The 22,223-nt window shown below is 64.0% G+C and carries 27 protein-coding genes; 21 read left to right on the forward strand and 6 right to left on the reverse strand.

Features of this window, described 5'->3' with window-relative positions; all coding sequences use genetic code 11:
* Positions 1-13: 13 nt before the first annotated feature.
* On the forward strand, positions 14-1,624 hold the full coding sequence (locus KM135_RS08275; RefSeq protein ID WP_343228163.1) for a peroxidase family protein: 1,611 nt from the start codon (positions 14-16) through the stop codon (positions 1,622-1,624).
* Between the two features lie 8 nt (positions 1,625-1,632).
* Here KM135_RS08275 and KM135_RS08280 read toward each other — a convergent pair whose 3' ends face one another.
* From KM135_RS08280 to hemE, 3 genes are all read right to left on the reverse strand, one after another.
* Positions 1,633-2,298, reverse strand: coding sequence for a nitroreductase (locus tag KM135_RS08280; RefSeq protein WP_221713507.1), 666 nt, complete (start codon positions 2,296-2,298; stop codon positions 1,633-1,635).
* A gap of 9 nt (positions 2,299-2,307) precedes the next feature.
* Positions 2,308-2,748, reverse strand: coding sequence for a CopD family protein (locus KM135_RS08285; RefSeq protein WP_221713566.1), 441 nt, complete (start codon positions 2,746-2,748; stop codon positions 2,308-2,310).
* Positions 2,749-2,937: 189 nt separating this feature from the next.
* Complete coding sequence (gene hemE / locus KM135_RS08290) at positions 2,938-3,975, reverse strand: uroporphyrinogen decarboxylase (RefSeq protein ID WP_425517012.1); 1,038 nt, start codon at positions 3,973-3,975, stop codon at positions 2,938-2,940.
* A gap of 292 nt (positions 3,976-4,267) precedes the next feature.
* On the opposite strand from hemE, the gene KM135_RS08295 reads away from it, so the two are divergent.
* The 12 genes from KM135_RS08295 to acs all read left to right on the forward strand — a co-directional run bounded on the left by KM135_RS08295 (position 4,268) and on the right by acs (position 13,502).
* The gene (locus tag KM135_RS08295; protein WP_221713509.1) at positions 4,268-5,113 is read left to right on the forward strand and encodes a pyruvate, water dikinase regulatory protein; all 846 of its coding nucleotides are present in this window, start codon (positions 4,268-4,270) and stop codon (positions 5,111-5,113) included.
* A complete protein-coding gene (locus KM135_RS08300) occupies positions 5,110-5,712 on the forward strand; it encodes a Maf family protein (protein ID WP_221713510.1) in 603 nt (200 codons plus the stop codon). Before KM135_RS08295 ends, KM135_RS08300 begins: the two co-directional genes overlap by 4 nt.
* Positions 5,709-6,533: a shikimate dehydrogenase family protein gene (locus KM135_RS08305; protein ID WP_221713511.1), complete on the forward strand. Its 825-nt coding sequence runs from the start codon at positions 5,709-5,711 to the stop codon at positions 6,531-6,533. The genes KM135_RS08300 and KM135_RS08305 overlap by 4 nt, the downstream gene beginning before the upstream one ends.
* Before the next feature lie 4 nt (positions 6,534-6,537).
* On the forward strand, positions 6,538-7,143 hold the full coding sequence (coaE, locus tag KM135_RS08310) for a dephospho-CoA kinase (protein ID WP_221713512.1): 606 nt from the start codon (positions 6,538-6,540) through the stop codon (positions 7,141-7,143).
* A 28-nt stretch (positions 7,144-7,171) separates the two neighbouring features.
* Positions 7,172-7,870 (forward strand): DNA polymerase III subunit epsilon, encoded by a 699-nt coding sequence (gene dnaQ / locus KM135_RS08315; RefSeq protein ID WP_221713513.1) that lies wholly within the window; start codon positions 7,172-7,174, stop codon positions 7,868-7,870.
* 74 nt (positions 7,871-7,944) lie between these two features.
* Positions 7,945-8,550, forward strand: a complete 606-nt coding sequence (gene hpf, locus KM135_RS08320) for a ribosome hibernation-promoting factor, HPF/YfiA family (protein ID WP_221713514.1) — start codon at positions 7,945-7,947, stop codon at positions 8,548-8,550.
* A 164-nt stretch (positions 8,551-8,714) separates the two neighbouring features.
* Positions 8,715-9,182 (forward strand): PTS sugar transporter subunit IIA, encoded by a 468-nt coding sequence (locus KM135_RS08325; protein ID WP_221713515.1) that lies wholly within the window; start codon positions 8,715-8,717, stop codon positions 9,180-9,182.
* Entirely contained in the window at positions 9,130-9,681 is a 552-nt protein-coding gene (locus KM135_RS08330) for a PaaI family thioesterase (RefSeq protein WP_221713516.1), read from the forward strand. Before KM135_RS08325 ends, KM135_RS08330 begins: the two co-directional genes overlap by 53 nt.
* Entirely contained in the window at positions 9,674-10,015 is a 342-nt protein-coding gene (locus tag KM135_RS08335) for a DUF1491 family protein (protein ID WP_221713517.1), read from the forward strand. The genes KM135_RS08330 and KM135_RS08335 overlap by 8 nt, the downstream gene beginning before the upstream one ends.
* 174 nt (positions 10,016-10,189) lie before the next feature.
* Positions 10,190-10,828, forward strand: coding sequence for a cell wall hydrolase (locus KM135_RS08340; RefSeq protein WP_221713518.1), 639 nt, complete (start codon positions 10,190-10,192; stop codon positions 10,826-10,828).
* A 64-nt stretch (positions 10,829-10,892) separates the two neighbouring features.
* A complete protein-coding gene (locus KM135_RS08345) occupies positions 10,893-11,402 on the forward strand; it encodes an MmcB family DNA repair protein (RefSeq protein ID WP_221713519.1) in 510 nt (169 codons plus the stop codon).
* Between the two features lie 156 nt (positions 11,403-11,558).
* A complete protein-coding gene (gene acs / locus KM135_RS08350; RefSeq protein WP_221713520.1) occupies positions 11,559-13,502 on the forward strand; it encodes an acetate--CoA ligase in 1,944 nt (647 codons plus the stop codon).
* 297 nt (positions 13,503-13,799) lie between these two features.
* Here acs and KM135_RS08355 read toward each other — a convergent pair whose 3' ends face one another.
* Together KM135_RS08355 and KM135_RS08360 are read right to left on the reverse strand one after the other, a co-directional pair.
* Complete coding sequence (locus KM135_RS08355) at positions 13,800-14,738, reverse strand: DnaJ C-terminal domain-containing protein (protein WP_221713521.1); 939 nt, start codon at positions 14,736-14,738, stop codon at positions 13,800-13,802.
* A gap of 123 nt (positions 14,739-14,861) precedes the next feature.
* Positions 14,862-15,569 carry a DUF4136 domain-containing protein gene (locus KM135_RS08360; protein ID WP_221713522.1) on the reverse strand — a complete coding sequence of 236 codons (708 nt, stop codon included), beginning with the start codon at positions 15,567-15,569 and terminating at the stop codon, positions 14,862-14,864.
* Between the two features lie 147 nt (positions 15,570-15,716).
* Here KM135_RS08360 and pdxH point away from each other — a divergent pair, with 147 nt between their 5' ends.
* The 3 genes from pdxH to KM135_RS08375 are packed head-to-tail and all read left to right on the forward strand — an operon-like array spanning position 15,717 to position 18,102.
* Positions 15,717-16,337, forward strand: a complete 621-nt coding sequence (gene pdxH, locus KM135_RS08365; RefSeq protein ID WP_221713523.1) for a pyridoxamine 5'-phosphate oxidase — start codon at positions 15,717-15,719, stop codon at positions 16,335-16,337.
* Complete coding sequence (locus KM135_RS08370) at positions 16,334-17,314, forward strand: cation diffusion facilitator family transporter (protein ID WP_221713524.1); 981 nt, start codon at positions 16,334-16,336, stop codon at positions 17,312-17,314. The genes pdxH and KM135_RS08370 overlap by 4 nt, the downstream gene beginning before the upstream one ends.
* Positions 17,311-18,102 carry a PhzF family phenazine biosynthesis protein gene (locus KM135_RS08375; protein ID WP_221713525.1) on the forward strand — a complete coding sequence of 264 codons (792 nt, stop codon included), beginning with the start codon at positions 17,311-17,313 and terminating at the stop codon, positions 18,100-18,102. The genes KM135_RS08370 and KM135_RS08375 overlap by 4 nt, the downstream gene beginning before the upstream one ends.
* A 9-nt stretch (positions 18,103-18,111) precedes the next feature.
* On the opposite strand, the gene KM135_RS08380 is transcribed toward KM135_RS08375, so the two are convergent.
* Positions 18,112-19,215, reverse strand: a complete 1,104-nt coding sequence (locus KM135_RS08380) for a serine hydrolase domain-containing protein (protein WP_221713526.1) — start codon at positions 19,213-19,215, stop codon at positions 18,112-18,114.
* A 26-nt stretch (positions 19,216-19,241) separates the two neighbouring features.
* On the opposite strand from KM135_RS08380, the gene KM135_RS08385 reads away from it, so the two are divergent.
* From KM135_RS08385 to KM135_RS19735, 5 genes are all read left to right on the forward strand, one after another.
* Entirely contained in the window at positions 19,242-19,580 is a 339-nt protein-coding gene (locus tag KM135_RS08385) for a hypothetical protein (protein WP_221713527.1), read from the forward strand.
* A gap of 780 nt (positions 19,581-20,360) precedes the next feature.
* Entirely contained in the window at positions 20,361-20,678 is a 318-nt protein-coding gene (locus KM135_RS08390) for a hypothetical protein (RefSeq protein WP_221713528.1), read from the forward strand.
* Positions 20,678-21,427: a tetratricopeptide repeat protein gene (locus KM135_RS08395; RefSeq protein WP_221713529.1), complete on the forward strand. Its 750-nt coding sequence runs from the start codon at positions 20,678-20,680 to the stop codon at positions 21,425-21,427. Before KM135_RS08390 ends, KM135_RS08395 begins: the two co-directional genes overlap by 1 nt.
* Before the next feature lie 93 nt (positions 21,428-21,520).
* Complete coding sequence (locus tag KM135_RS08400; RefSeq protein ID WP_221713530.1) at positions 21,521-21,775, forward strand: RHS repeat domain-containing protein; 255 nt, start codon at positions 21,521-21,523, stop codon at positions 21,773-21,775.
* Positions 21,772-22,223: RHS repeat-associated core domain-containing protein (locus tag KM135_RS19735; protein ID WP_343228165.1), on the forward strand; the 452-nt coding region annotated here is incomplete at its 3' end. The genes KM135_RS08400 and KM135_RS19735, both read left to right, overlap by 4 nt.

Consider the following 22,223-nt stretch of genomic DNA (forward strand, 5'->3'; position numbering starts at 1 on the left):
CGCTCTCAAGGCGGTGGCATTCTTTATCGGCAAGGCGCGGGTCAGCGACTTGCTGATCAACAAGATCGTGCAGAGTGGCCGCAACCGGCCGCATCCCTGGTCGACCAAGCATGACTATATCAGCTGGAGCGGCCTGACCGACCGCAGCTACAGCGCGCGGCTGCTCCCGGCTATGCCGCTGCCGGAGGAGGAAAAGCTCGGCACCCGGCGCCCGCCACTCGACCAGACGGCGCAGCTCTTCGCAGCGCCGGCCAGTGGTCAGCGTCCCTGCCGCAAGTCGACGCTGCTGTTCCCGGCCTTCGCACAATATCTGACCGACGGCTTCCTGCGCACACAGGTCTCCAATGTGGCGCCCTTCGACAGCTTCCCCGAGGACCGGCGGCGCACCACGTCCAATCACGACATCGACATGAGTCCGCTCTATGGCCGCACGCCGGCGCAGACGAGCGTGCTGCGCCGGATGAGTGAAGAGCCCGGCCAGAAGGGCAAGCTCAAGTCGCAATGGATCGGCAAGGAAGAATTTCCCGAATTCCTGTTCGACCCGGTGACCCACAAGGTGAAAGAGGAATTCTGCGATGCGGCAGGCAGGCCGATCCTCGATTTCCCGCTCGGCATCAACAATCTCCCGGTCGGCTCCGACCGGTACAATCATATCTTCGCCGTCGGCGGCGACCGGGTGAACGCGACGCCCTATGTGGCGATGATGAACACGCTCTGGCTGCGCGAGCATAACCGCCTCGCCGGCCTGCTGGAGCTCGCTTATCCGCATTGGGACGACGAGCGCGTGTTCGAGACGGCGCGCAACATCATCATCGTCATGTTCATCAAGCTGGTGGTCGAGGAATATATCAATCACATCAGCACGGCGGTCATCCCCTTCTCCGCCAATCCGACCGTCTGCTGGAACGCGGGCTGGAACCGCACCAACTGGATGACCACCGAGTTCAGCCTGCTTTACCGTTGGCATTCGCTGATCCCGCAGACCCTCAACTGGGGTGGCAAGCGCATCGATGGTAGTGCGCTCTCGCTCAACAATACGCTGCTGATCGAGCGCGGGCTGGTCGGCAGCTTCATCGATGTCTCCGGCAATCATGCGACCGCGCTTGGCCTCCAGAACAGCGCGGATTTCCTCGTCCGCGCGGACTCGCACGCGATCGCACAAGGCCGGCTCAACAATGTCGCCACCTACAATGACTATCGCCAGGCAATGAAACTGAAGCCGCTGCGCGATTTCAAGGAGCTGGTCGGCACGTCGAAACGCAAGGACGAGCAGGAGCGGCGCGATGCCCTCGCCGCGGAAATGGAACGCCTTTACGGCGACATCGACAATGTCGAGTTCTTCACCGGACTCTTCGCCGAGGCGCCGGGCGCCAACGGACCGCTACCGAGGCTGGTGATGGTGATGGTCGCGATGGACGCCTTCTCGCAGGCGCTGACCAATCCCCTGCTCTCCCAGCATGTCTATGGAGACGATGCCACCAGCCGTGTCGCTTTCTCGCCGGAAGGCCTCGCAATCATCGCGCAGACCAACAGCCTGCGCGACATTCTTAGGCGCAACAGCGCCGGGCTGGATGATGCGTTCGTGGGGATGACGCGTCAGGACTGGGCGCGCAACCAGTCCTGACGCACAGCTCAGTCGTTCAATATGTGGAGTATGTCGGCAGCGTCCGCCCGGTCAGCGATGACGGCGTTTACCGGCGCGTCCGGGACCGCATAACCGATCGAGAGACCGCAATAGAGCATCAGATTATCGGGAATCGCCAGCTCCCGACGCACGATGCTGTGGAAGGCCGTCCAGCTGATCTGCGCGCAGCTGTCGATCTCTGCTTCGGTCAGGAGCAGCATCACGCTCTGGAGATAGATCCCCAAATCCGCCCATTGCGACGGTCCAGCGGCGCGATCAATGCACAGGAACATCGCGGCCGGCGCACCGAACGCCTGATGGTTGTTGTAGACGTAACGCAGCCGCCCGTCATGATCCTCACGTGCAATGCCGAGCGCGGCATATTGGCGCTCGCCGCACTGGAAACGCCGTCCGGCATAGGGCTCCTCGAGCGGATCGGGATAGACGGAATATTCCCGCTCGTCGAACTGGGGCGGCACAGTGCTGCGTGCAGCCGTTGCGGCGCGCAGAGAGGCCAGACGTGCCCCGGTGACGAGCCAGACATGCCAAGGCTGCACATTGCTGTTGGACGGGGCTTGCAGCGCCTTTTTGAGGATAGTCTCCAGCAGGACCGGATCGACCGGATCGGGACGGAAGGCGCGCGTCGAACGACGGCGCGCGAGTGCGCTGCTCACATCCATGGATCAGAACGGCCGGACGATGACGAGAATGACGACGAAAGTGACCAGCAGCGCCGGCACTTCGTTGATCATGCGCAGGCGCTTCTCGGGCCAGGGACGCTCGCCGCGCGCCAGCTTCTTCGCATAACCGACTATCCAGCCGTGAAAGCCGGAGAGAATGATGACAAGCAGCAGCTTGGCATGGAACCAGCCCTCGCTCCACGCACCGATGTGAAAGGCAAGCAGCAGCCCGAAAATCCATACGATGATCAAGGCAGGATTCATGATGATGCGCCGCAACCGGTTCTCGCGATCGATCCAGGCAAGATCCTCGGGCGATCCGACCACGGTCTGGTGATGATAGACGAAGAAACGCGGCATCATGAACAGGCTGGCCATCAGGAAGATGACGAAGATGACATGGCCGGCGAGCACCCAAGGATAAGCGGCGCCCAGAAAACCGATGCCCGGCAGAATCGACATGGGGGACTATTCCTCGTTCTTGAGCCGTGCGCGACTGGGGGCCTTTTAGGCGGGCGCTCTGGAAATTGGAACGGGGTGTGTTCGCGGGTTCCCCTTTCATATCGAGCGAAGTCGAGATGTGTTCAGCGCCGCGCTCCGCGTGTCTCGACTTCGCTCGACACGAACGGTCGGTTACTGCTCGCCCCGCACCCGCGCCACGAGTTGTTCGACATGCGCGATCGGCGTGTCCGGCAGGATGCCGTGGCCGAGATTGAAGATATGCGGCCGGCCGGAAAGTGCATCGAGGATATTGTCCACAGCCCGGTCCAGAGTCGCCCCGCCCGCAATGAGCGCGAGCGGATCGAGATTGCCCTGCACCGGCAGGTCCTTCGGCAATTCGCGGTTCGCCCAGACCGGGTCCAAAGTCTCGTCGAGCCCGAGCGCATCCACACATGTCCCGGCAGCATAATCGATCAGCTTGGCACCGGCACCCTTCGGAAAGCCGATGATCGGCGTGTTCGGATGTCGCGCCCGCACGCCCGCCACGATCGTGGCATTGGGCGCGATCACCCATTGGCGGAACTGCTCGGGGCTGAGCGAGCCCGACCAGCTGTCGAACAATTGCACGGCATCGACACCCGCCTCGATCTGGGCACAGAGATAGTCGATCGTCGCGCCGATGATCGCCTCGATGATGCCGGCAAAGCGCACCGGATCGCCATAAGCGAGGCGCCGCGCGGCAGCATGATCGCGGCTGCCCTGCCCCGCGACCATATAGGTCGCGACCGTCCACGGACTGCCGGCAAAGCCCAGAAAGGTCGTTTCCGGCGCCAGCGCAGCCTTGACCTTGCGCACCGTCTCGATGACAGGCGCCAGCCGATCAGGCTGAGGTGTCAGATCCTTGAGATTGGCATCGACCAGAGGCGGTGCCAGACGCGGTCCTTCGCCCGTCTCGAACCACAGAGTCTGGCCGAGTGCATGAGGCACCACCAGAATGTCCGAGAAGAGAATCGCGCCGTCAAAACCGAAGCGCCGGATCGGCTGGAGCGTGACTTCGGCTGCGGCATCGCTGTCATAGCACAGGTCGAGGAACCCGCCCTTGTCGGCTCTCAACGCACGATATTCCGGCAGATAGCGGCCCGCCTGGCGCATGAGCCACAATGGCGGGCGTGCAGGTCGATGACCGTGGAGGACCCCAAGCAGCGGGGCAGTGACACTGGAAACGTCCACGGGCCAATATCCTAATAAGAAGTTAATAGAAGATTGTTGGAGTCTGTTGGGGGCGTGGATGCTGGGCATTATTGCCTTGTCATCATTTTGCCAACAGCTTGACCCGGGCCGGTCACACAAACGCGGGCGAGTCCCGATCATTGTCCACGCTACCCACAGCCTGTGTGCACAGCATCACCTCTGTGGATAAGGGAGCCGGTTCCGGAACGCGATCGGGCATGGATTCCGTCTCTGCGTTTGTCCACGCTTCTGTCCCTTGAATTATCCGTGAATTGTCCACAGAACGATCCCGATGGACCGGCTGAACCTGCATCTGCTCTCGGACTCGACCGGCGAGACGCTGGAACATATCGGCAAAGCGGCGATCGCACAGTTCGAGAATGTCGAGACGATCCGCCATTTCTGGCCGATGGTCCGCTCCGAGCAGCATCTTGAGCGTATCCTGGAGGAAGTAGCGCGCAATCCCGGCATGGTGTTGTTCACGCTCGCCAATCAGTCGCTGCGCAAGAAGCTGGAAAATGGCTGCCGGGCACTTGGCATTCCGTTCGTGGCGCCCCTCGATCCGGTGACGGATGCGATGTCCAACCTGCTCGGTCAGGAAACGCGCAATCGCCCCGGCCGCAAGCATGTGCTGGACGAGGCCTATTTCGCGCGCATCGATGCGATCCAGTTCACCATCGCGCATGATGATGGCGTCGGCTGGGAGAACTGGGAAGAAGCGGACATATTGCTGGCCGGCGTCTCGCGCACGTCCAAGACGCCGACCAGCATCTATCTCGCCAATCGCGGTTTCAAGACGGCCAATATCCCGCTCGTGCCGGAATCGCCGCCGCCGACCAGCCTGTTCGATCTCAAGCATCCGATGGTCGTCGGCTTGACCGCAGGTGCGGAGCGTCTGGTGCAGGTGCGGCGCAACCGGCTGCTCTCGCTCAATCAGGCGCCTGAGACTGCCTATGTCGATCTGGAGCGGGTCAACAGCGAAGTGGCGCATGCGCGGCGCATGTTCGCCGATCAGGGCTGGCCGGTCATCGACGTGACACGCCGCTCGATTGAGGAGACGGCGGCGGCGATCGTGCATCTCTATCAGGAGCGTTTGAAGAGCCTCACCAACGGCCTTGGCAGCGGCCGGCCGGCATGAGCGTGCGTCTGTTGCTTGCCTCGCAAAGCGCGAGCCGTCGCCGTTTGCTAAGCGCAGCTGCCGTGCCGTTCGAGACGGTTGATGCCGGGGTCGATGAGGACGCGATCAAGGCCGGGCTGGATGACGAAGGCGTGAGCGCGCGCGATCTCGCCGATGCGCTCTCGGAATGGAAAGCCAAGAAGCCGTCCATGCGCAATCCGACCGATCTGGTGCTTGGCTGCGACCAGACACTGGAGCTGGACGACGGCAGCCGGATCGACAAGGTGGAGACGCGCGACGAGGCCGCGGCCTTGCTGATGCGCATGGGCGGCCGTTCTCACAAGCTACACAGCGCCGCCGTCATCGCGCAGGGCGGCGAGCCGATCTGGCGGCATATCGAGAGCGTGACCTTGCAGATGCGACCGCTCAGCCCGGCGTTCATCGATCATTATCTCGATCTCGATTGGGAGAATTGCCGCTGGTGCGTCGGCTGCTACCGGATCGAGGGGCCGGGCGCGCAGCTTTTCGCGCGGATCACGGGGAGCCTGTTTGCCGTGCAGGGACTGCCTCTGCTGCCTTTGCTCGACTATTTGCGCGTGCGCTCTATTCTGCCGGCATGAGTGACAATCGCCCCTATGCCGAAGTCATCGGCGACCCGATCGCGCACAGCAAATCGCCGGTCATCCACAATTTCTGGCTGGAAGAGCTCGGCATCGATGCGGAATATCGCAAGACGCATGTGACCGCAGGCCAGCTTGCCGGCTATTTCCTGATGCGCCGCGCCGACCCCGACTGGCTGGGCTGCAACATCACCATCCCGCACAAGATCGCTGCGCTGGATTATGTCGATGATCCGGGCGGCGTGCGCGAGCGCATCGGCGCGATCAACACGGTCGCGTGCGAGACCGGCGGGCCGCTGATCGGCACGAACACGGATGCCGGCGGCTTTCTCCAGCCGCTGATGGCGCGCAAATGGCAAGGCACGCGCGCGATCATGGCGGGCGCTGGCGGCGCGGCGCAGGCAATCGGCTTCGCGCTGCGCTCGGTCGGCGTGACCGAACTGACTCTGGTGGTGCGCGATGCCGCCAAGGGCCGCGCCTTGCTGGACAAGCTCGGCATGGACGGCATCGTGCAGGATTTCGACGCGCCGCTGCCGGCGGCGGACCTGCTGGTCAACAGCTCCTCGCTCGGGATGACGGGGCAGCCCGCCTACGCGCCGGATCTCTCGGCTCTGCCGGGCGGCGCGATGGTCTATGACATCGTCTATGCGCCGCTCGAGACGCCGTTGCTGGCGGCGGCGAAGGCTCGGGGGCTGGAGACGATCGACGGCCTGGACATGCTGATCGGCCAGGCGGCGCTGGCGTTCGATATCTTCTTCGATGCGCAGGCGCCGCGCGAGAAGGACGCCGAGCTGCGCGAGTTGCTGCTCGCGCCGGCCTGATCCGATGCCGCATCGCCCGCTCAGGATCGGCCTTACCGGATCGATTGGCATGGGAAAATCGGTGGCCGCCAGGATGTTCGCGCGGCTGGGCGTCCCGGTGTTCGATGCCGATGCCGAGGTGCATCGGCTGCAGGGACCGGGCGGCGCGCTGCTCGGGCCGATCGAGGCGCGTTTTCCCGGCACGACGGGAGGGGCCGGAGTGGATCGTGCGGCGCTCGGCGGACGGGTCATCGGCAAAGCCGAGGAGCTGAAAGCGCTCGAAGCGATCGTCCATCCGGCTGTGCGGGCTTCGCGCCAGGCATTTCTGCGCCGGCACGGCGGGCATGCCATGTTGCTTTTTGACATCCCCCTGCTGTTCGAAACGGGCGGCGAGGCCGAGATGGATCTGGTGGTGGTGGTCTCCGCACCGCTCTTTCTCCAGCGGCGCCGGGTACTTCGCCGGCGGGGCATGACGTCGCAGCGCTTCGCCCGGCTGCGCGCCAGTCAGATGCCGGACCATGTCAAACGAGCGCGCGCGGACGTCATCATCGGCACGGCCCGTCCAAAATGGCAGACATTTGCCGAAATCGAGCGCCTGGTGACTTGCCTTCGCCGGTCGCTGGTCCGATAATAAGTCCTTGAGCGAGTCACGATCCACGATGCGCGAAATCGTTTTCGATACCGAAACCACCGGGCTGGACCCCCTAACCGGGGACCGTCTGGTCGAAATCGGGTGCATCGAGCTCATGAACCGCATCCCGACGGGTGCGACGTTCCACGCCTATTTCAATCCTGAGCGGACGATGCCCTCGGCGGCCGAGGCTGTGCATGGCCTCTCGGATCGCTTCCTGTCGGACAAGCCGCGCTTCAAGGAGAAGGCGCGCGAACTGCTTGATTTTCTCGGCGATGCCATGCTGGTCGCCCATAATGCGCGCTTCGACTTCGGCTTTCTGAATGCCGAGCTTGAGCGTTGCGGCCTCGAAATCGTCGATATGGGGCGGATGATCGACAGCCTGACCATCGCGCGCAGCCTGCATCCCGGCGCCAAGCACAGCCTCGATGCGCTCTGCTCGCGCTATGGCATCGATCGCAGCCACCGCATCAAGCACGGCGCCTTGCTCGATGCGGAGCTGCTGGCCCAGCTTTACATCGAGCTGACCGGTGGCCGGCAGATCGGCCTCACGCTCGATGCCGACATCGTCGTCATGGCGGACGTCAGCGATATGCCTGTCATCGACGCGGCGCCACGGGCTGTCCGTCCCATGCGCATTTTCACGCCCAGCGTAGCGGAACTCGCTCGCCATTCAGCCTTTGTGGAGAAACTCGACAATCCACTGTGGCGCGATCCTCGAGCCTGAAAAGCCAGCCGAAACTGGCAATGGGCATCGCGTCGCCTACATAGGTCTAAGGCCCAAGAAAAGGAGATCAGCTGATGGACATTCGCGTATCGGGACACCAGGTCGAGACCGGTGAAGCCCTCCAAACGCATGTCACCACGCGCCTGCAGGGGATTGCGGACAAGTATTTTTCCCGCGCCATTTCCTCGCATGTGACCTTCGGCCACGCGCCGCATGGTGCCTTTCGCTGCGACATTGTCTGCCATGTGATGTCGGGTTTGATCCTCAAGGGGGCAGGCGCGGCGCAGGACGCGCATGTGGCCTTCGATCAGGCGGCGGAGCGCATCGAGAAGCAATTGCGGCGCTATATGCGCCGTCTCAAGGATCGCCACGAGCAGAGCGCGGCCGCCGAGGCCCAGCGCGACGTTCCCGACGTCGCAATCAACGGCATCGACAATGCTAATTATGTCGTCTTCGAAGGAAGCGGCTATGAAGAGGACAGCGACATCGATGCGGACGCACCCGCGATCATCGCGGAAATGCGCGTCGATATTCCCAAGGCAAGCGTCTCGGACGCGGTCATGATGCTCGATCTGCGCAACACCAACGCGCTGATGTTCGTGAACAGCGGCACGCAGGCGTTTAACATGGTCTATCGCCGCAATGACGGGACCATCGGCTGGGTCGAACCCCCGCGTTAAACGCCAGCTTTTCCGCGCCGGCGTGGCGCAACCGGACGGGTCGCTGGTTGACCGCGTCCCCCTTTGGCCCTATGGGGCGCCACGGTTTTTTCCAGGCGATTGCAATGGGCGTCTTCACGCAAGACGCAACAGATCCGCAGGCGGTCGCAGGATACAGGTAGAATATGGATAATTTCAGCGACTTGCTCGCGGCGGACGCTGTTTCGTCGGCCGTGACGGTTTCGAACAAGAAGCAGCTTTTTCAGAAGCTGGGCCAGCTCGCGGCTGATGCCTATGGCCTCGCGCCGGAGGACGTCATCGAGCGCATCACCGAACGCGAACGGCTGGGCTCGACCGGCTTTGGCGGCGGCATCGCGATCCCCCATGCCAAGCTGGACAATCTCGACAAGGTCTATGGCGCCATCATTCTGCTGGCCGAGCCGATCGCCTTCGACGCGATCGACGATGTGCCGGTCGATGTTGTGTTCATGCTGCTCTCCCCGTCCGACAGTGGTGCCGAGCATCTGAAGATGTTGGCGCGGGTCTCGCGCCTGCTGCGTAACGAGCGCAATCTTGCCCGGATCCGCGGCGTCGGATCGGATGCGGCGCTTTACGCGCTGCTTGCCGGTGGCGAGACGCGGGACGCCGCTTGAGGATGACGTGAACGACGGCGCACCGTCAGGCGAAACCGCGCATTTCCGGGCGCTCGAGCGGCTCTATGCCTCGGCGCCGATCAATCGGCTTTTCCCCTCGCGCCTGCATATCCCGGTTCCAGGCGAAGCGCGCATCGAATTCGATGTCGCGCCGGCCTATTTCCATGCGGCCGGCGCGACGCACGGCACGCTCTATTTCAAGATGATGGACGATGCCGCATTCTATGCGGCCAACAGCCTGGTGAGCGATCGCTTCCTGCTCACCACTGCATTCAACCTGTTGTTCACAAAGCCGCTCAAGAACGGCCCGATCATCGCCGAGGGGCGCTGGCTGAGCGGCAAGCGCCGCGTCTATGTCGCCGAAGCGCGTCTGATCGATGGCGATGGCGAGGAAGTCGGGCGCGGGACGGGCACGTTCATGCGCTCGACCATCCCGCTTGGCGGACTGCCCGGCTATGCCGGAGCGATGGGCGAAGGGGACCCGACGCGACATGAGTGACCGGCTGACGAGTCACCTGCTCGTCGGCGCGCTGATCCGCCGCACCCAGGCGCAGGGCGGCACGGCCATGGTGCTCCACAAGGGCGAGTCGATCGGCGGAAGCATCATCGTGCAACTGCTTGAACGCGGTCGGAATCTCGGCTTTTTCGAACGCATTACGGCCCTGAATGGCACAGCGCAATTGGCGCCCTGCGGTCCGCAAACCAGGGACCAAGATACGGAAAATTCGCGATATATTGAGCGCCGAGTCGCTCGAGACCCCGACATCTGGGTCCTGGAACTGGATGTCGCAGAGGGGGAACAACTCGCCGCCGAAGTGCTTTGCGCGGGTTGACTTAAAGTTCCCGAGCGGCCAATGGCCCCCCACCTCGCGCAGGTTGCGCATGACGGATCATGGGGGTCCGTTGACGCAAACACGCAGACGGGGGGCGGACCGAAGCACCGCATGACCGCATGACAATGCGGCTGGTGCCTCGCCAACCGACCCACCGCACAGACCAGAAAAAGAATGTCGAAGAATCTTATGATCGCCGCGGTCGCGACGGTCGGTATGCTGTCCTCCACTCTAGCCCTGGCAGAAGTCTCCGAAGACTCTGTTATCGATCCCAAAGCCCTGATGGCTCCCGCTGTCGTCGTCGAGTCCGTCGCGGCTCCCGTGGCGGTCGAGTCCGGCACCCAGAATTCCATGGATCCGTCCGCTGAAAGTGCGCCGCATGCCGCCGCCATCATCGACGATCCTGACACGCTCGCCGAGCTGGTCGATGAATCCGACGTGGGCGAGCTGACGGCCGATGAAAAATGCCTCGCCACCGCCGTCTATTATGAAGCGCGCAGCGAGAGCCTCGCAGGCCAGCTCGCGGTAGCGCATGTCGTGTTGCAGCGGGCCAAGTCCGGCCGGTTCCCGAGCAGCCTGTGCGGCGTCGTGACGCAGCCGGGCCAGTTCAGCTTCGTGCGCGGCGGCCGTATGCCGACCACGCCGACGCATGCTGGCCAGTGGCGCACGGCGCGCGCGATCGCCCAGATCGCGCTCGACGGCAGCTGGGAAAACCCGGTCGAGGGCGCGCTCTACTTCCATGCCGCGCGTGTGCAGCCCGGTTGGGGCCGTCCGCGCGTGACGCGCATCGGCGGTCACGTCTTCTATCGGTGAGTGCTTCGGGGTCAGGCCTGTCCCGACCCTTGAGCACGTTCACGACTTGTTCTAGGGTGACGTGATGGAGTCGTCGCCCCTTCCCGATCTCGCGCCCGGATCGCTGCTGTGCGACGGCACGGCGCTTGCCGTGACGCGCGGCGTCATGCGGCTCTTTGCCCGGCATGATATTTTCGGAGTTGCGGAAGTGCCGCTGCCCAATGGCCGGCGGCTGGACATCATGGCGGTCGATGCGCGTGGCATGATCATCGCGGTCGAGATCAAGTGCAGCAAGGCCGACCTGCTCGGCGACGGCAAGTGGCCGGACTATTTCGACTATTGCGATCGCTATTTCTGGGCGGTGCCGTCCGGCTTCGATCTGGCGCTGTTCGAAAGCGATGCGCTGTGGCCGGCGCGCACGGGCCTCATCGTGGCCGATCAATATGATGCGGAGATCGTCCGCTCTGCCCCCAGTGAGCCGCTGGCGGCCCCACGACGCAAGGCGGAGGTCCAGCGCCTCGCCCGGCGCGCGGCCCGGCGGCTCTCGCAGATATCCGATCCGGACGGGCAAGTGCTGTGGGGCGACGAGCGCTGAGCGAACCAGATGCTGCCCATGTTCAGCATGAGCCTGGGATATGACTCAGGAAAGCTCGCGATTGTCTCTCCCAGCATCTGACTTGGCACGGCGCAAAGACTCCCGCTAAGGACTGATCCCAAGCAAGATTAGGCCAGCAAGTTTGGGAGAGTCCCCGTGAGCCAGACCGTCTATCCCGTCCCCGCCGAGTGGCGCGAGCGCGCCTATGTCAAAGCGGAGGACTATGCGCGCATGTACGCGCAGTCGGTCGAAAACCCGGATGCCTTCTGGCGCGAGCAGGCGCAGCGGATCGACTGGATCAAGCCATTCACGCAGGTTAAGGAGACGAGCTTCGATGCCGACAGCTTCGGCATCAAGTGGTTCGCGGACGGGACGCTCAACATCGCCGCCAATTGCCTCGACCGGCATCTGGCCGAGCGCGGCGACGTGCCGGCGATCCTCTGGGCGGGCGACGATCCGTCCGAGAGCCGGACGATCACCTATCGCGAGCTGCACGAGGATGTCTGCCGCTTTGCCAATGCGCTCAAGGGGCAGGGCGTCAAGAAGGGCGACCGTGTCACCATCTACATGCCGATGATCCCCGAAGCGGCGATGGCGATGCTGGCCTGCGCGCGGATCGGCGCGATCCACTCGGTGGTGTTCGGCGGTTTCTCGCCGGACAGCCTCGCCGGCCGCATCACTGACTGCGATTCGACGATCGTCATCACAGCGGACGAGGGGCTGCGCGGCGGCAAGAAGATCCCGCTCAAGGCGAATGTCGATGAAGCGCTCCTGCAAGCGCCCGCCGTCACCTCCGTGATCGTGGTCAAGCGCACTGGCGGCGCGATCAGCATGCGGGACGGCCGCGACCATTGGTATCATGATCTGCGCGACGCGGCCTCGCCCGATTGCCCGGCCGAGGAAATCGGCGCGGAAGACCCGCTGTTCATCCTTTACACGAGCGGCTCCACCGGAAAGCCCAAGGGCGTGCTGCATACCACCGGCGGCTATCTCGTCTGGGCCTCGCTGACGCATCATGCCGTGTTCGATTACCGGCCCGGCGACATCTACTGGTGCGCGGCCGATATCGGCTGGGTCACCGGCCACAGCTACATCGTCTATGGTCCGCTGACGAATGGCGCGACGACCGTGATGTTCGAGGGCGTGCCTAATTATCCCGACTTCAGCCGCTTCTGGCAGGTGGTCGACCAGTTCAAGGTCAGCACCTTCTATGCCGCGCCGACCGCGCTGCGCGCGCTGATGCGCGAGGGCGACGAGTGGGTGAAGAAGACGGACCGCTCGACGCTCCGCATTCTCGGATCGGTCGGCGAGCCGATCAATCCCGAAGCCTGGGAATGGTATTATCGCGTGGTCGGAGACACGCGCTGCCCGATCGTCGACACCTGGTGGCAGACCGAGACCGGCGGGCACATGATCACGCCGCTGCCCGGTGCGACCGACCTCAAGCCCGGCAGCGCGACCAAGCCTTTCTTCGGCGTCGTGCCGCAGATCGTGGATGCCGACGGCAAGGTGCTGGACGGCGCGACCGAGGGCAATCTGGTGATCGCCGACAGCTGGCCGGGCCAGATGCGCACCGTCTGGGGCGATCATGAGCGCTTCTTCCAGACCTATTTCTCGACCTATCCCGGCAAATATTTCACCGGTGACGGATGCCGGCGCGACGAGGATGGCGACTATTGGATCACCGGCCGCGTCGATGACGTCATCAACGTCTCCGGGCACCGCATGGGCACGGCCGAGGTCGAATCCGCGCTGGTGGCTCATGCCAAGGTGGCCGAGGCCGCCGTCGTCGGCATGCCACACGACATCAAGGGGCAAGGCATCTATGCCTATGTGACCCTGAATGCCGGCGAGGACGGCAACGAGGCGCTGCGCAAGGAGCTGGTCCAGTGGGTCCGCCACGAAATCGGGCCGATTGCGACGCCGGACATCATCCAGTTCGCGCCGGCTTTGCCCAAGACCCGCTCGGGCAAGATCATGCGCCGCATCCTGCGCAAGATCGCCGAGGACGCGGTAGATCAGCTGGGTGACACCTCGACGCTGGCCGATCCGAGCGTTGTCGATAATCTGGTGGCGAACCGGCAGCGGGTGACGGCGTAGGCGAACGATCCGCTGATGACACCGTTCGTCCTGAGTAAGGGCTGAGCAAAGTCGAAGAGCCATAACGAAGGACAGAGGGTTCCTCTCCCCTTTTGGGGTTCATCAGGTCGGTCATGCCCCCGGCATGACCTAAACAGCGCGGGGTTCTGTGTGCCTGATGAAGATAGGGGAGCCTGCCGACGTTAGTCGGCTGGTGGACCTCGGAGAGAGGGCAATGGTCTCACCCCTCTCCAACGTCGCCTGGTCGCTTTGCGACAAGGCTCCGTATCCTCGCCCCAGAATGGGGAGAGGAACTATTCAGACCAGATTGCCCCGCACGTCCCGCACGTCCGTCCAGCCCTCGACGAAGCTCTTGAGCGCCGCGTCGTCCGCCGGCACATCGATCAGCAGGGTGACGAGCTGGTCGCCGCGCTCGCCGCCCTTGCGGGTGAAACCCTTGCCCTTGAGGCGCAGGGTCTGGCCCGAACGCGCCCCGGCCGGCACCGCCAGCATCACCGGCCCATCCACAGTGGGCACCTTGACCCGCGCGCCGTTCACGGCCTCGTTCAGCGTCACCGGCAGGTCGAGCCGCACATTGTCGCCGTCGCGTGTGTAGAAGGGATGCGTGCCGATCTCGATCGTGACGATCGCGTCGCCCGCGCCGCCAGGGCCTGGCTGACCCTTGCCGGCGAGCTTCATCTGCGTGCCGGTTTCGACGCCGGGCGAGAGTTTGAGGTCGATGGTCTTCCCGTCCGCGAGCGTTATGCGCTGGGGCGCGAGCGTCGCCGCATCCACAAAGGATACCGCGAGTCGGTAGGTGACGTTGCCGCCGCGCTGGGGCGGGGCGGATCGCCCGCCGAAGCCACCGCCGCCGAACGGACCACCGCTGCGCCGCCCGCCACCGAACAGGCCTTCGAAAATATCGCCGAAATCCCCACCGCCGGAACCGAAATCAAACTCGGCGCCCTGCCCGCCGCTGCGCGTATAGGTGTGGCCGCCACCACCCCCGCCGCCGAAGCCGAAGGGATGCGTCGGATTGCCCTCTGCGTCGATCTCGCCCCGGTCGTAGCGGGCGCGCTTGTCCTTGTCGGACAGGAGATCATAGGCGTTCGTCACCTCGGCGAACTTCTCGGCCGCCTTGGGATTGTCCTTGTTGCGATCCGGATGCAGCTCCTTGGCGAGCTTGCGATAAGCGGATTTGATAGCCGCATCGTCCGCGCCGCGCGACACACCGAGCAAGGTATAGGGATCTGCCATGCTCGTTCATCTGGCGATTGTCGCGCCTCGCCGCAAGGGAGATCGCATCGCCACGCGCCGCCCGATCACGCCGCATTGGGTTACAGTGCGTGTGGCGCAGGCCGCTGTGCCTTCGGCGCGGCCTTATCGGCTCGCTACCTTCGCCCCGGCACTCTCGCGGAAATGCTCGAACAGCGCTGCAGCCAGCCGCGTCGCGATGGCCTGTTCGGTCCAGCGATCGCTGCCGTCGCGCGTCGCGATCGTCGCCCGGCCTTCCCAGAGCGCCGCGCCGGTCGCGCGGTCCTTGACGCGCGCTTCCAGCCGTGTGGAGAGTAGGGCCTTGCGCGGCTTGGTGAGATCGACGGCGATAGCCATGCCCGTGAAGGTGCCGTAGTTGGACGCGCCGACCGTCACTTCGCCGCTCACCGGCTTGCGCTTCTGCTCCTGCGGCACCAGTACGTCACGCACGATGCGCAGCTCGACGATCTGCCCGCCGTCAGGGTCCGGCGTTACCGTGTCATAGCCCACCTTGACGAGCTGATCGACGACCGCCGCCTCATAGGCAGCCGTATCGCTCGCATCGCTGGTCGTTCCGGGGGCCGAGGCGACGCTGATCGGGCCATGGCCGAGCTTTCCGGCTGCATCGTCGGCCGCGAATTGCTCGACCTGCACCTTGCCTTCGCGGCTGTCGTCCCGGCTGGAAGACGAGGACGAGAGGCGCGGCGAGCGCCAGCCATCGAGCCGGCTATGGCCCCAGCCGGGCTGGGCAGAGGCCGGCACCGAGACCGACAACAGGCCGCCGGAGAGCGCCGTCAGCAGCAGGAGCGAGCGGGAAAGCGGGTGGATCGGCATCGGGAAACTCCTCGGCACGCGGTCGTGCATGGTCTTGCTCGTGCCCGCCCGAGTCCGGCCTAGGCTCAGCGGGCTTGATGGCAGATGAATGGCGCACACGGCGGACCTCGGCTCGACAGCCCGCGAGTCCGCGCGTAGGAGGCGGCCATGACCAGCACGCTTCCCGATCCGGCAGAGCCGACGACCGTTACGGAAGATCCCTTTTCGTTGTTCGGGATCTGGTTCGCACAAGCACGGGCCAGCGAGCCCAATGACAGCAACGCGATGGCGCTGGCGACCGTCGATGCCATGGGTCGCCCGTCAGTGCGCATGGTGCTGTTGAAGGGACACGGGCCGGACGGCTTCATCTTCTACACCAATTTCGAAAGCCGTAAGGCGAACGACCTGTTGAGCAATCCGAACGCGGCCTTGCTGTTCCACTGGAAGTCGCTGCGCCGGCAGGTGCGTATCGAGGGATCGGTGAGCCGCGTCGATGACGCGACGGCTGATGCCTATTTCGCCAGTCGTGCGCGTGATTCCCAACTGGGTGCCTGGGCGTCAGACCAGTCGCGCCCGCTCGACAGCCGCGAGACCTTCGAGCGCCGTTTCGCGGAGGAGGAAGCGCGCTTTGCCGGCAGCCCGGTGCCGCGCCCGCCGCACTGGTCCGGTTATCGGCTGACGGCGCGCGCGATCGAATTCTGGCTCGACCGCGCCTTCCGGCTGCATGAGCGCAGCCGCTACGAGGCGGACGGCGCGGGCGGCTGGCGCGCGGGGATGCTCTACCCATGACCGGCGGCGAGCCTCTCGCCGCGAGCGGGGCGCTCAATCGCAAAGCCGCGCTCGCCAGCGTCAGCGTCGCGCTCATCCTCGCCACGCTCAAGGTCTATGCCGTGTGGCGAACCGGCTCGATTGCGATGCTCGGCTCGCTGGCAGACACGGGACTCGATCTCGTCGCCAGCATCGTCACGCTGATCGCCGTGCATGTCGCCGCCCAACCGGCAGATTCGGAGCATCGCTTCGGCCATGGCAAGGCGGAAGCACTCGCCGCGCTGTTCCAGGTCTTGCTGATCAGCATGGCCGCGCTGGGCATCATCGTGCGCTCGGTGCAACGCTTCGGCGGAGGCAATGCGCCCGGCGATGTCGAATATGGCATCGCCGTGTCGGTTTTCGCCATGCTGCTGACGCTCGCGCTGGTCTGGTATCAGGGCCGCATCATCCGGGCGACAGGATCGGTCGCGATCCGCGCGGACAATCTCCACTATCGCAGCGACCTCGCGCTCAATCTCTCGGTGATCGCCGCCTTGCTGCTGGAAACGGTGCTGCGCCTGCATGGCGCCGATGCGCTGTTCGGCCTCGCCATCGGCGTCTGGCTCGGCTGGAGCGCGTGGCGCACTGCTGCTCATGCCATCGATCAGCTGATGGACCGGGAATGGCCGGTCGAGCGGCGCGAACATTTCCTCGCCGTGGCCGCGCGCCATCCCGAACTCAAGGGCATTCACGATCTGCGCACCCGCTCCAGCGGCACGCAGGATTTCGTGCAGTTCCACGTCGATGTCGATCCAAACCTGACGGTCGCGCAGGCGCACCGAATCATGGACGAGGTCGAGGCCCGGCTGGCCAAGGAATTTCCGGGCGTCGAGATTCTCATCCATCCCGATCCCGAAGGACAGATCGACACCGACGATCCGATCGCGGAGCAGGATGCCGTCCAGCTCGTCGCAGATCTGGTCGTCGGTCAGAAAACTGCCGAGGAGAAGCCCGCATGACCGCCATACCCTTCACGCAGGTCGATGCCTTCGCGCATGCCCCATTCACCGGCAATCCAGCCGCCGTCATGCCGCTCGCGAACTGGCTGGACGATGCGACGCTTCAGGCCATCGCGGAGGAGAACAACCTCGCCGAGACGGCTTTCACCGTGAAGCTGCCGGAGGGCGCGGGGGCGGATTATGAGCTGCGCTGGTTCACGCCCGCCGTCGAGGTCGCGCTGTGCGGCCACGCCACGCTGGCGAGCGGCCACGTGTTGATGGGCCATGCGCCGAGCATCCGCTTCCGCACGCGCAAGGCCGGTGATCTCATCGTGACCCGCGCCGGCAGCGGCTATGCGCTCGATCTGCCGGCCTGGACGATGCAGCCCGCCGACCGGGCAGACATCGCCGCCCTGCTCGGCGGCCCGGCCCCGACCGAGATGCTCTGGCGGGAGGGCGGCTATGCGCTGCTGGCCTATGCTGACGAGGCGTCGGTTCGCGCGCTCACCCCGGACTTCCCGGCGCTGGCGAAGCTCGGTGACGTGCTGACGATCGCCACTGCACCGGGGACCGAGACCGATGTCGTGAGCCGCGTCTTCGCCCCCGGCGCCGGCATCGACGAGGACCCCGTCACCGGATCGGCGCATTGCCTGCTCACCCCTTATTGGGCCGCACGTCTCAGCCGCGAGTCATTCACGGCCTATCAGGCCAGCGCTCGCGGCGGCTATGTCGGCTGCCAACTGGCGGGAGATCGCGCCGTCCTGTCCGGCCAGTGCCGCACGGTGATCGAGGGGCGATTTCTGGTTTAGGAGTGTTCCTCACGGAAACCGCCGCACCAGCCGCGCCATCGCATTCGCCAACGCCCCCATCTGCTCATCGCGCGTGACGCCGAGGCGGACGATGGTCAGGCCCTGCTGCGGCGAGACCAGCATATATTGGCCGCGATGGCCGACCGCGCCGACGACGCTCGGCAGCGCCTGCCCCGGGAAGAGCGCGCTGTGGTCGCTCGCCCGGTTGGTCCAGATATGCGCGCCATAAGCGGGATTGGCAGGCGAGGGCGCCAGCATGACGTCGAACCACTGGTCCGAAACGAGCCGGCGCTCGCCCGCCTTGCCGCGCAGCCGGATGAGTTCACCGACACGCGCATAGTCGCGCGCCGTCATGTGCATCATCGCGCCGCCCTCGAAGGTGCCGGCCTCGTCATATTCGGGCATGAAGCCGGTGAGGCCGAGCGGGCCGGTGAAGCGCGCGGCGAGGAAGCGGGCGGTCGCGTCGCGCCGGGCCTGTGCGCCCTGCACCGCCCCGGCGATCTGGTCGGTGACGATGCCCGAGAGGATCATGCTGGTCGCCGTGCTGTAGCCGAATGTGCTGCCCGGCTTCTGGACCAGCGGCTTGGAGCGCGCGAACGCCGCCTGATCGCGCGCGCCTTCGCCGACCATCATGTCAACGAGGTCGCTGGGCTCGGGCGAGATCCAGTATTCACGGTGCTGCAGGCCCGATCGCATCTGGAGGAGCTGGCGCAGCGTGATCTGCGCGCGCGGGTCGCCCGGCTGGTGCCAGGCAGGGACGGGCGCGGGATCATCGAGCGCCAGCCGCCCGTCCGAGACGAGGATGCCGACCAGCAGCCCGGTCACCGTCTTGGCGATCGACCAGCTGTGCAGCCGGCTCTGCGGCCCGAAGCCCGGCGCATAGCGTTCCGCCACGATACTCCCGCCGCGCATCACGATCACCGCCCGCGTCTCACCCAAAGCCGGGTCGAACAGCGGGTCGATCGCCTCGCGCAGCGCGAGCGCGGAGACGCCGTCGCTGTCCTTGAGCACGGCATAGCGGCTTGCCGGCACGTCCTGTGACGCGCTCGCGCCGGCCACCAGCGCAACGGACGTCAGCACCCCGAGCCAGCGGCAAAGCATTTTGATCTTCATCGAGCCTCGCCCTATCACGCCCGACCATGAAAGGGGACGGCAAGATTGCGATTCGGCTGATCCGGCCGGTACTGTGGGGGATCGGCGCGATCGTCGCCTTCGCCATCGCGGTGAACTGGCCCGGCTGGCAGCGGCAGGCCGCGCAGGCCGCGGGCCTCGGCGCGCGCATCGCCTGCTCCTGCCGCTATGTCGAGGGGCGCGCGCCTGGCAGTTGCGCGGGGGACCTGGCCGGCATGCCGTGGATGGCCCTCGTTCGTTACACCGACGATCCGCAGGCACGCCGCGTCACCGCTTCCGTCCCGCTCATCGCGGAGCGATCGTCCCGGCTCAAGGATGGCTTCGGCTGCCTGCCCGAGCGGGAGTGATCTGTGCCGACCGGGGCTACTTCGGCAGATTTTCAGCGCGATGAGTTCGCGGTGATGCGGACACAGGATTGGCGGCGGATGCGCGGGAGCGGCGGAGATCGCTCGGCGCATAGCCGGCAGAATTGCCGGAGGGCGGTGCGGCGATTCGGCATCATCAAGGCCCCATCAATATGACGCGCAAATCCATTTGGGCCCATTGGCATCAATACAAATGGGCATGGCGCGGGCCACCCCACCCGTTCCCCGAAGTGCCCGAAGCTGACCCAGACAGGCCCCATTTGCGGGCCGCCGCTTCGTCGGACGCCCGCAGTTTTTCTTGTGAAAGATGCAGTAGGAAAATGGTGCCGCTTAGGTGCCGGAAGTCGCCTGCTCCTGCCGGAACATGGCGGCTCATTTTCGGCAGAATTCTGGGAATTTCCTGTGCTGCGCCTTCTCAGGGTAGAACATACTAACTCGCCTTTTCACTCAACTGAAGGTGGGCTAAAAGGTGGGCTAGAAATCACCTTAAAGTTCGAGTCCCATGCTCCACCCCTTTGGGTGTTTCTCTCTTTTCGAGCAGTGGCAGGAAGCTCTTTTTCCAATCAAACAGGAGCTTTTTGCGGTCTGCGCGCAGGTTCGATGTGATCAAATTCAGCAAATCGCGTTTTTCGCCGATTTCAAGCTTCGGGCTTTCTATTAGCGACGAAAGACCCGAACTCTAACCGGCGAGGGTAATGGTAAGCGAATGGAACTCACAATTGAAGCCGCGTTTTTCACGCAGCCAGTCTCGGCAGAATCTCTGTGCCCTCCAACCTGAAATTTGGCACGACGACCTTCGGGCAAGAAGCGCATGTGCAAGCCGGCGCGAGGCTGCAAACACAATTGGGCGCGTGGGGCGTCATAAATCGGACTGCACCTGGGCGTACCGGAGTAGATATTTCCGTCGATCCCATCTATGCTAATCGGCTAGGCTTTGAGCATATTGAGATTAAGCCCAACACTGCATCGGGTTTGAAATCGTTCAACACTCAGGTGAAAAATTGGGGTTACGACCCTGCAACGGTTAGCGCTGTCACCTATGACGCACAGGGTAATCTTCGCTGGGGTTTTGATTTCTGATGGCAGCTCTCGATTTTTTCATGGCTGGTCAATTTAAGGAAGCGATTGTCGCGTATAAAGCTGAGCTGTCCCAATATCCAAATGATATCGGATCAATCGACGGATTGTCGAAGTCTTATCAAGCAACTGGAAATTACACGGCCGCGATCCCCCTGATGGAGCGTGTTCACGAACATCAAAAGCAAAATCCCGACCATCCCGGGCAACAGCTTTATCTTTCGACCGCCTATTGGTGCCTTGAAGATCACCAGCGTGCTATTGAGCTAGTTCATGGGCTTTGTGCCGCAATTCTGAACCGGACGGTGAGTATGGCCCCGGATCTCGCGGGAGGCGCAACTTTCGGACTCATCCTGCACTATATGGCGTTGACAGCAGGCGATGGGGCAGAGCGGGATTATGCGCTGAGCTATTTGCAAAAGCTCAATGTCAAATATGACAAGCGTCCGAGCTTGTTCCGTTACCCGGTTGCCACGGTCAAACAGCTTCTGGGCGAGCGATCTTTTGAGGATGCGCTGGAAGGAGCAACCGGCGAGCGAACTCTTGCTGCTGCTTATCGCGTGGCCGAGAGAGATCGTTCAATAAAATTGGCGTTGGGACAAGCCTTGTTTCACGATGGCGTGATAGGCCGCGCCAATGGCAATGAACTAAGTTGTATCGCTCGAATGCAAGAGGTGTTCGCTCTTGGTTACCAGACCGACTCCATTTGTTGGTATCTGGCACGACATGAGGTCGGATTGAAAAAGCGGTAGAGATCAATCGGCCGGCAGACCTCGCAGGGTTACAGCTACGGCACGCCCGCACAGGGCCTGTCACGCACGCTGAGCTGGCCGTCCTCGGCGGGGATGATGCTGAGCTGCACCGATGCGCTGGGTCGGGTGACGCAGGTCAAGGAGGCGGCGGACTGTTCGACCACGACCGGGCGGCTGGCGGCGTACAGCTATGACGATCTCTCGCGGCTGACCTCGATCGCCCGCCCGAGCGGGGCGAACACGAGCTATGGCTATGAGGATACGGGAGCGCTGGACACGCTGGGCCATGCCTTGGGCGGCGGCGCGGCGATCAACCAGGCGTTCGCTACAACCGCGCCCTGCAGGTGACCAAGCTCGGACGGTTCCTCCAGACCGATCCCATCGGTACCGCGGACGGCTCGAACCTCTACGCCTATGTCGGCAATGATCCGAGTAACCGAACGGACCCGACGGGACTGGCGGCCGAGGCGGTCGGGAAGGTTTGGAATGCTCCTGCTCCTGGCTTCTACGAGCAGACCAGTCCGTATTTTGATCCTAACTATACCGTTCGGCAGCAGACCGTAGGCGAGGTCGCGATGAACATGCTTGGTGCAGTTGGAGCAATCAAACCTGTCAGTGTATTGACACCTTATGGTCCCGCAATCCAATCAATGACAAAATCAGCTTTGGCTGGCCTCGAGAGCGTGAGCGCGGTCGCCCGGCGGCACGATATCGTACCGTCGCAGCTTTTCACGTGGCGCCGCGAGCTTCGCGAGCAGCTTCAAGGCGTGACCGCCGGGCCGATCGCCACGTCGAG

Source organism: Sphingobium xanthum, assembly GCF_019737615.1.
Taxonomy (GTDB): Bacteria; Pseudomonadota; Alphaproteobacteria; order Sphingomonadales; family Sphingomonadaceae; genus Sphingobium; species Sphingobium xanthum.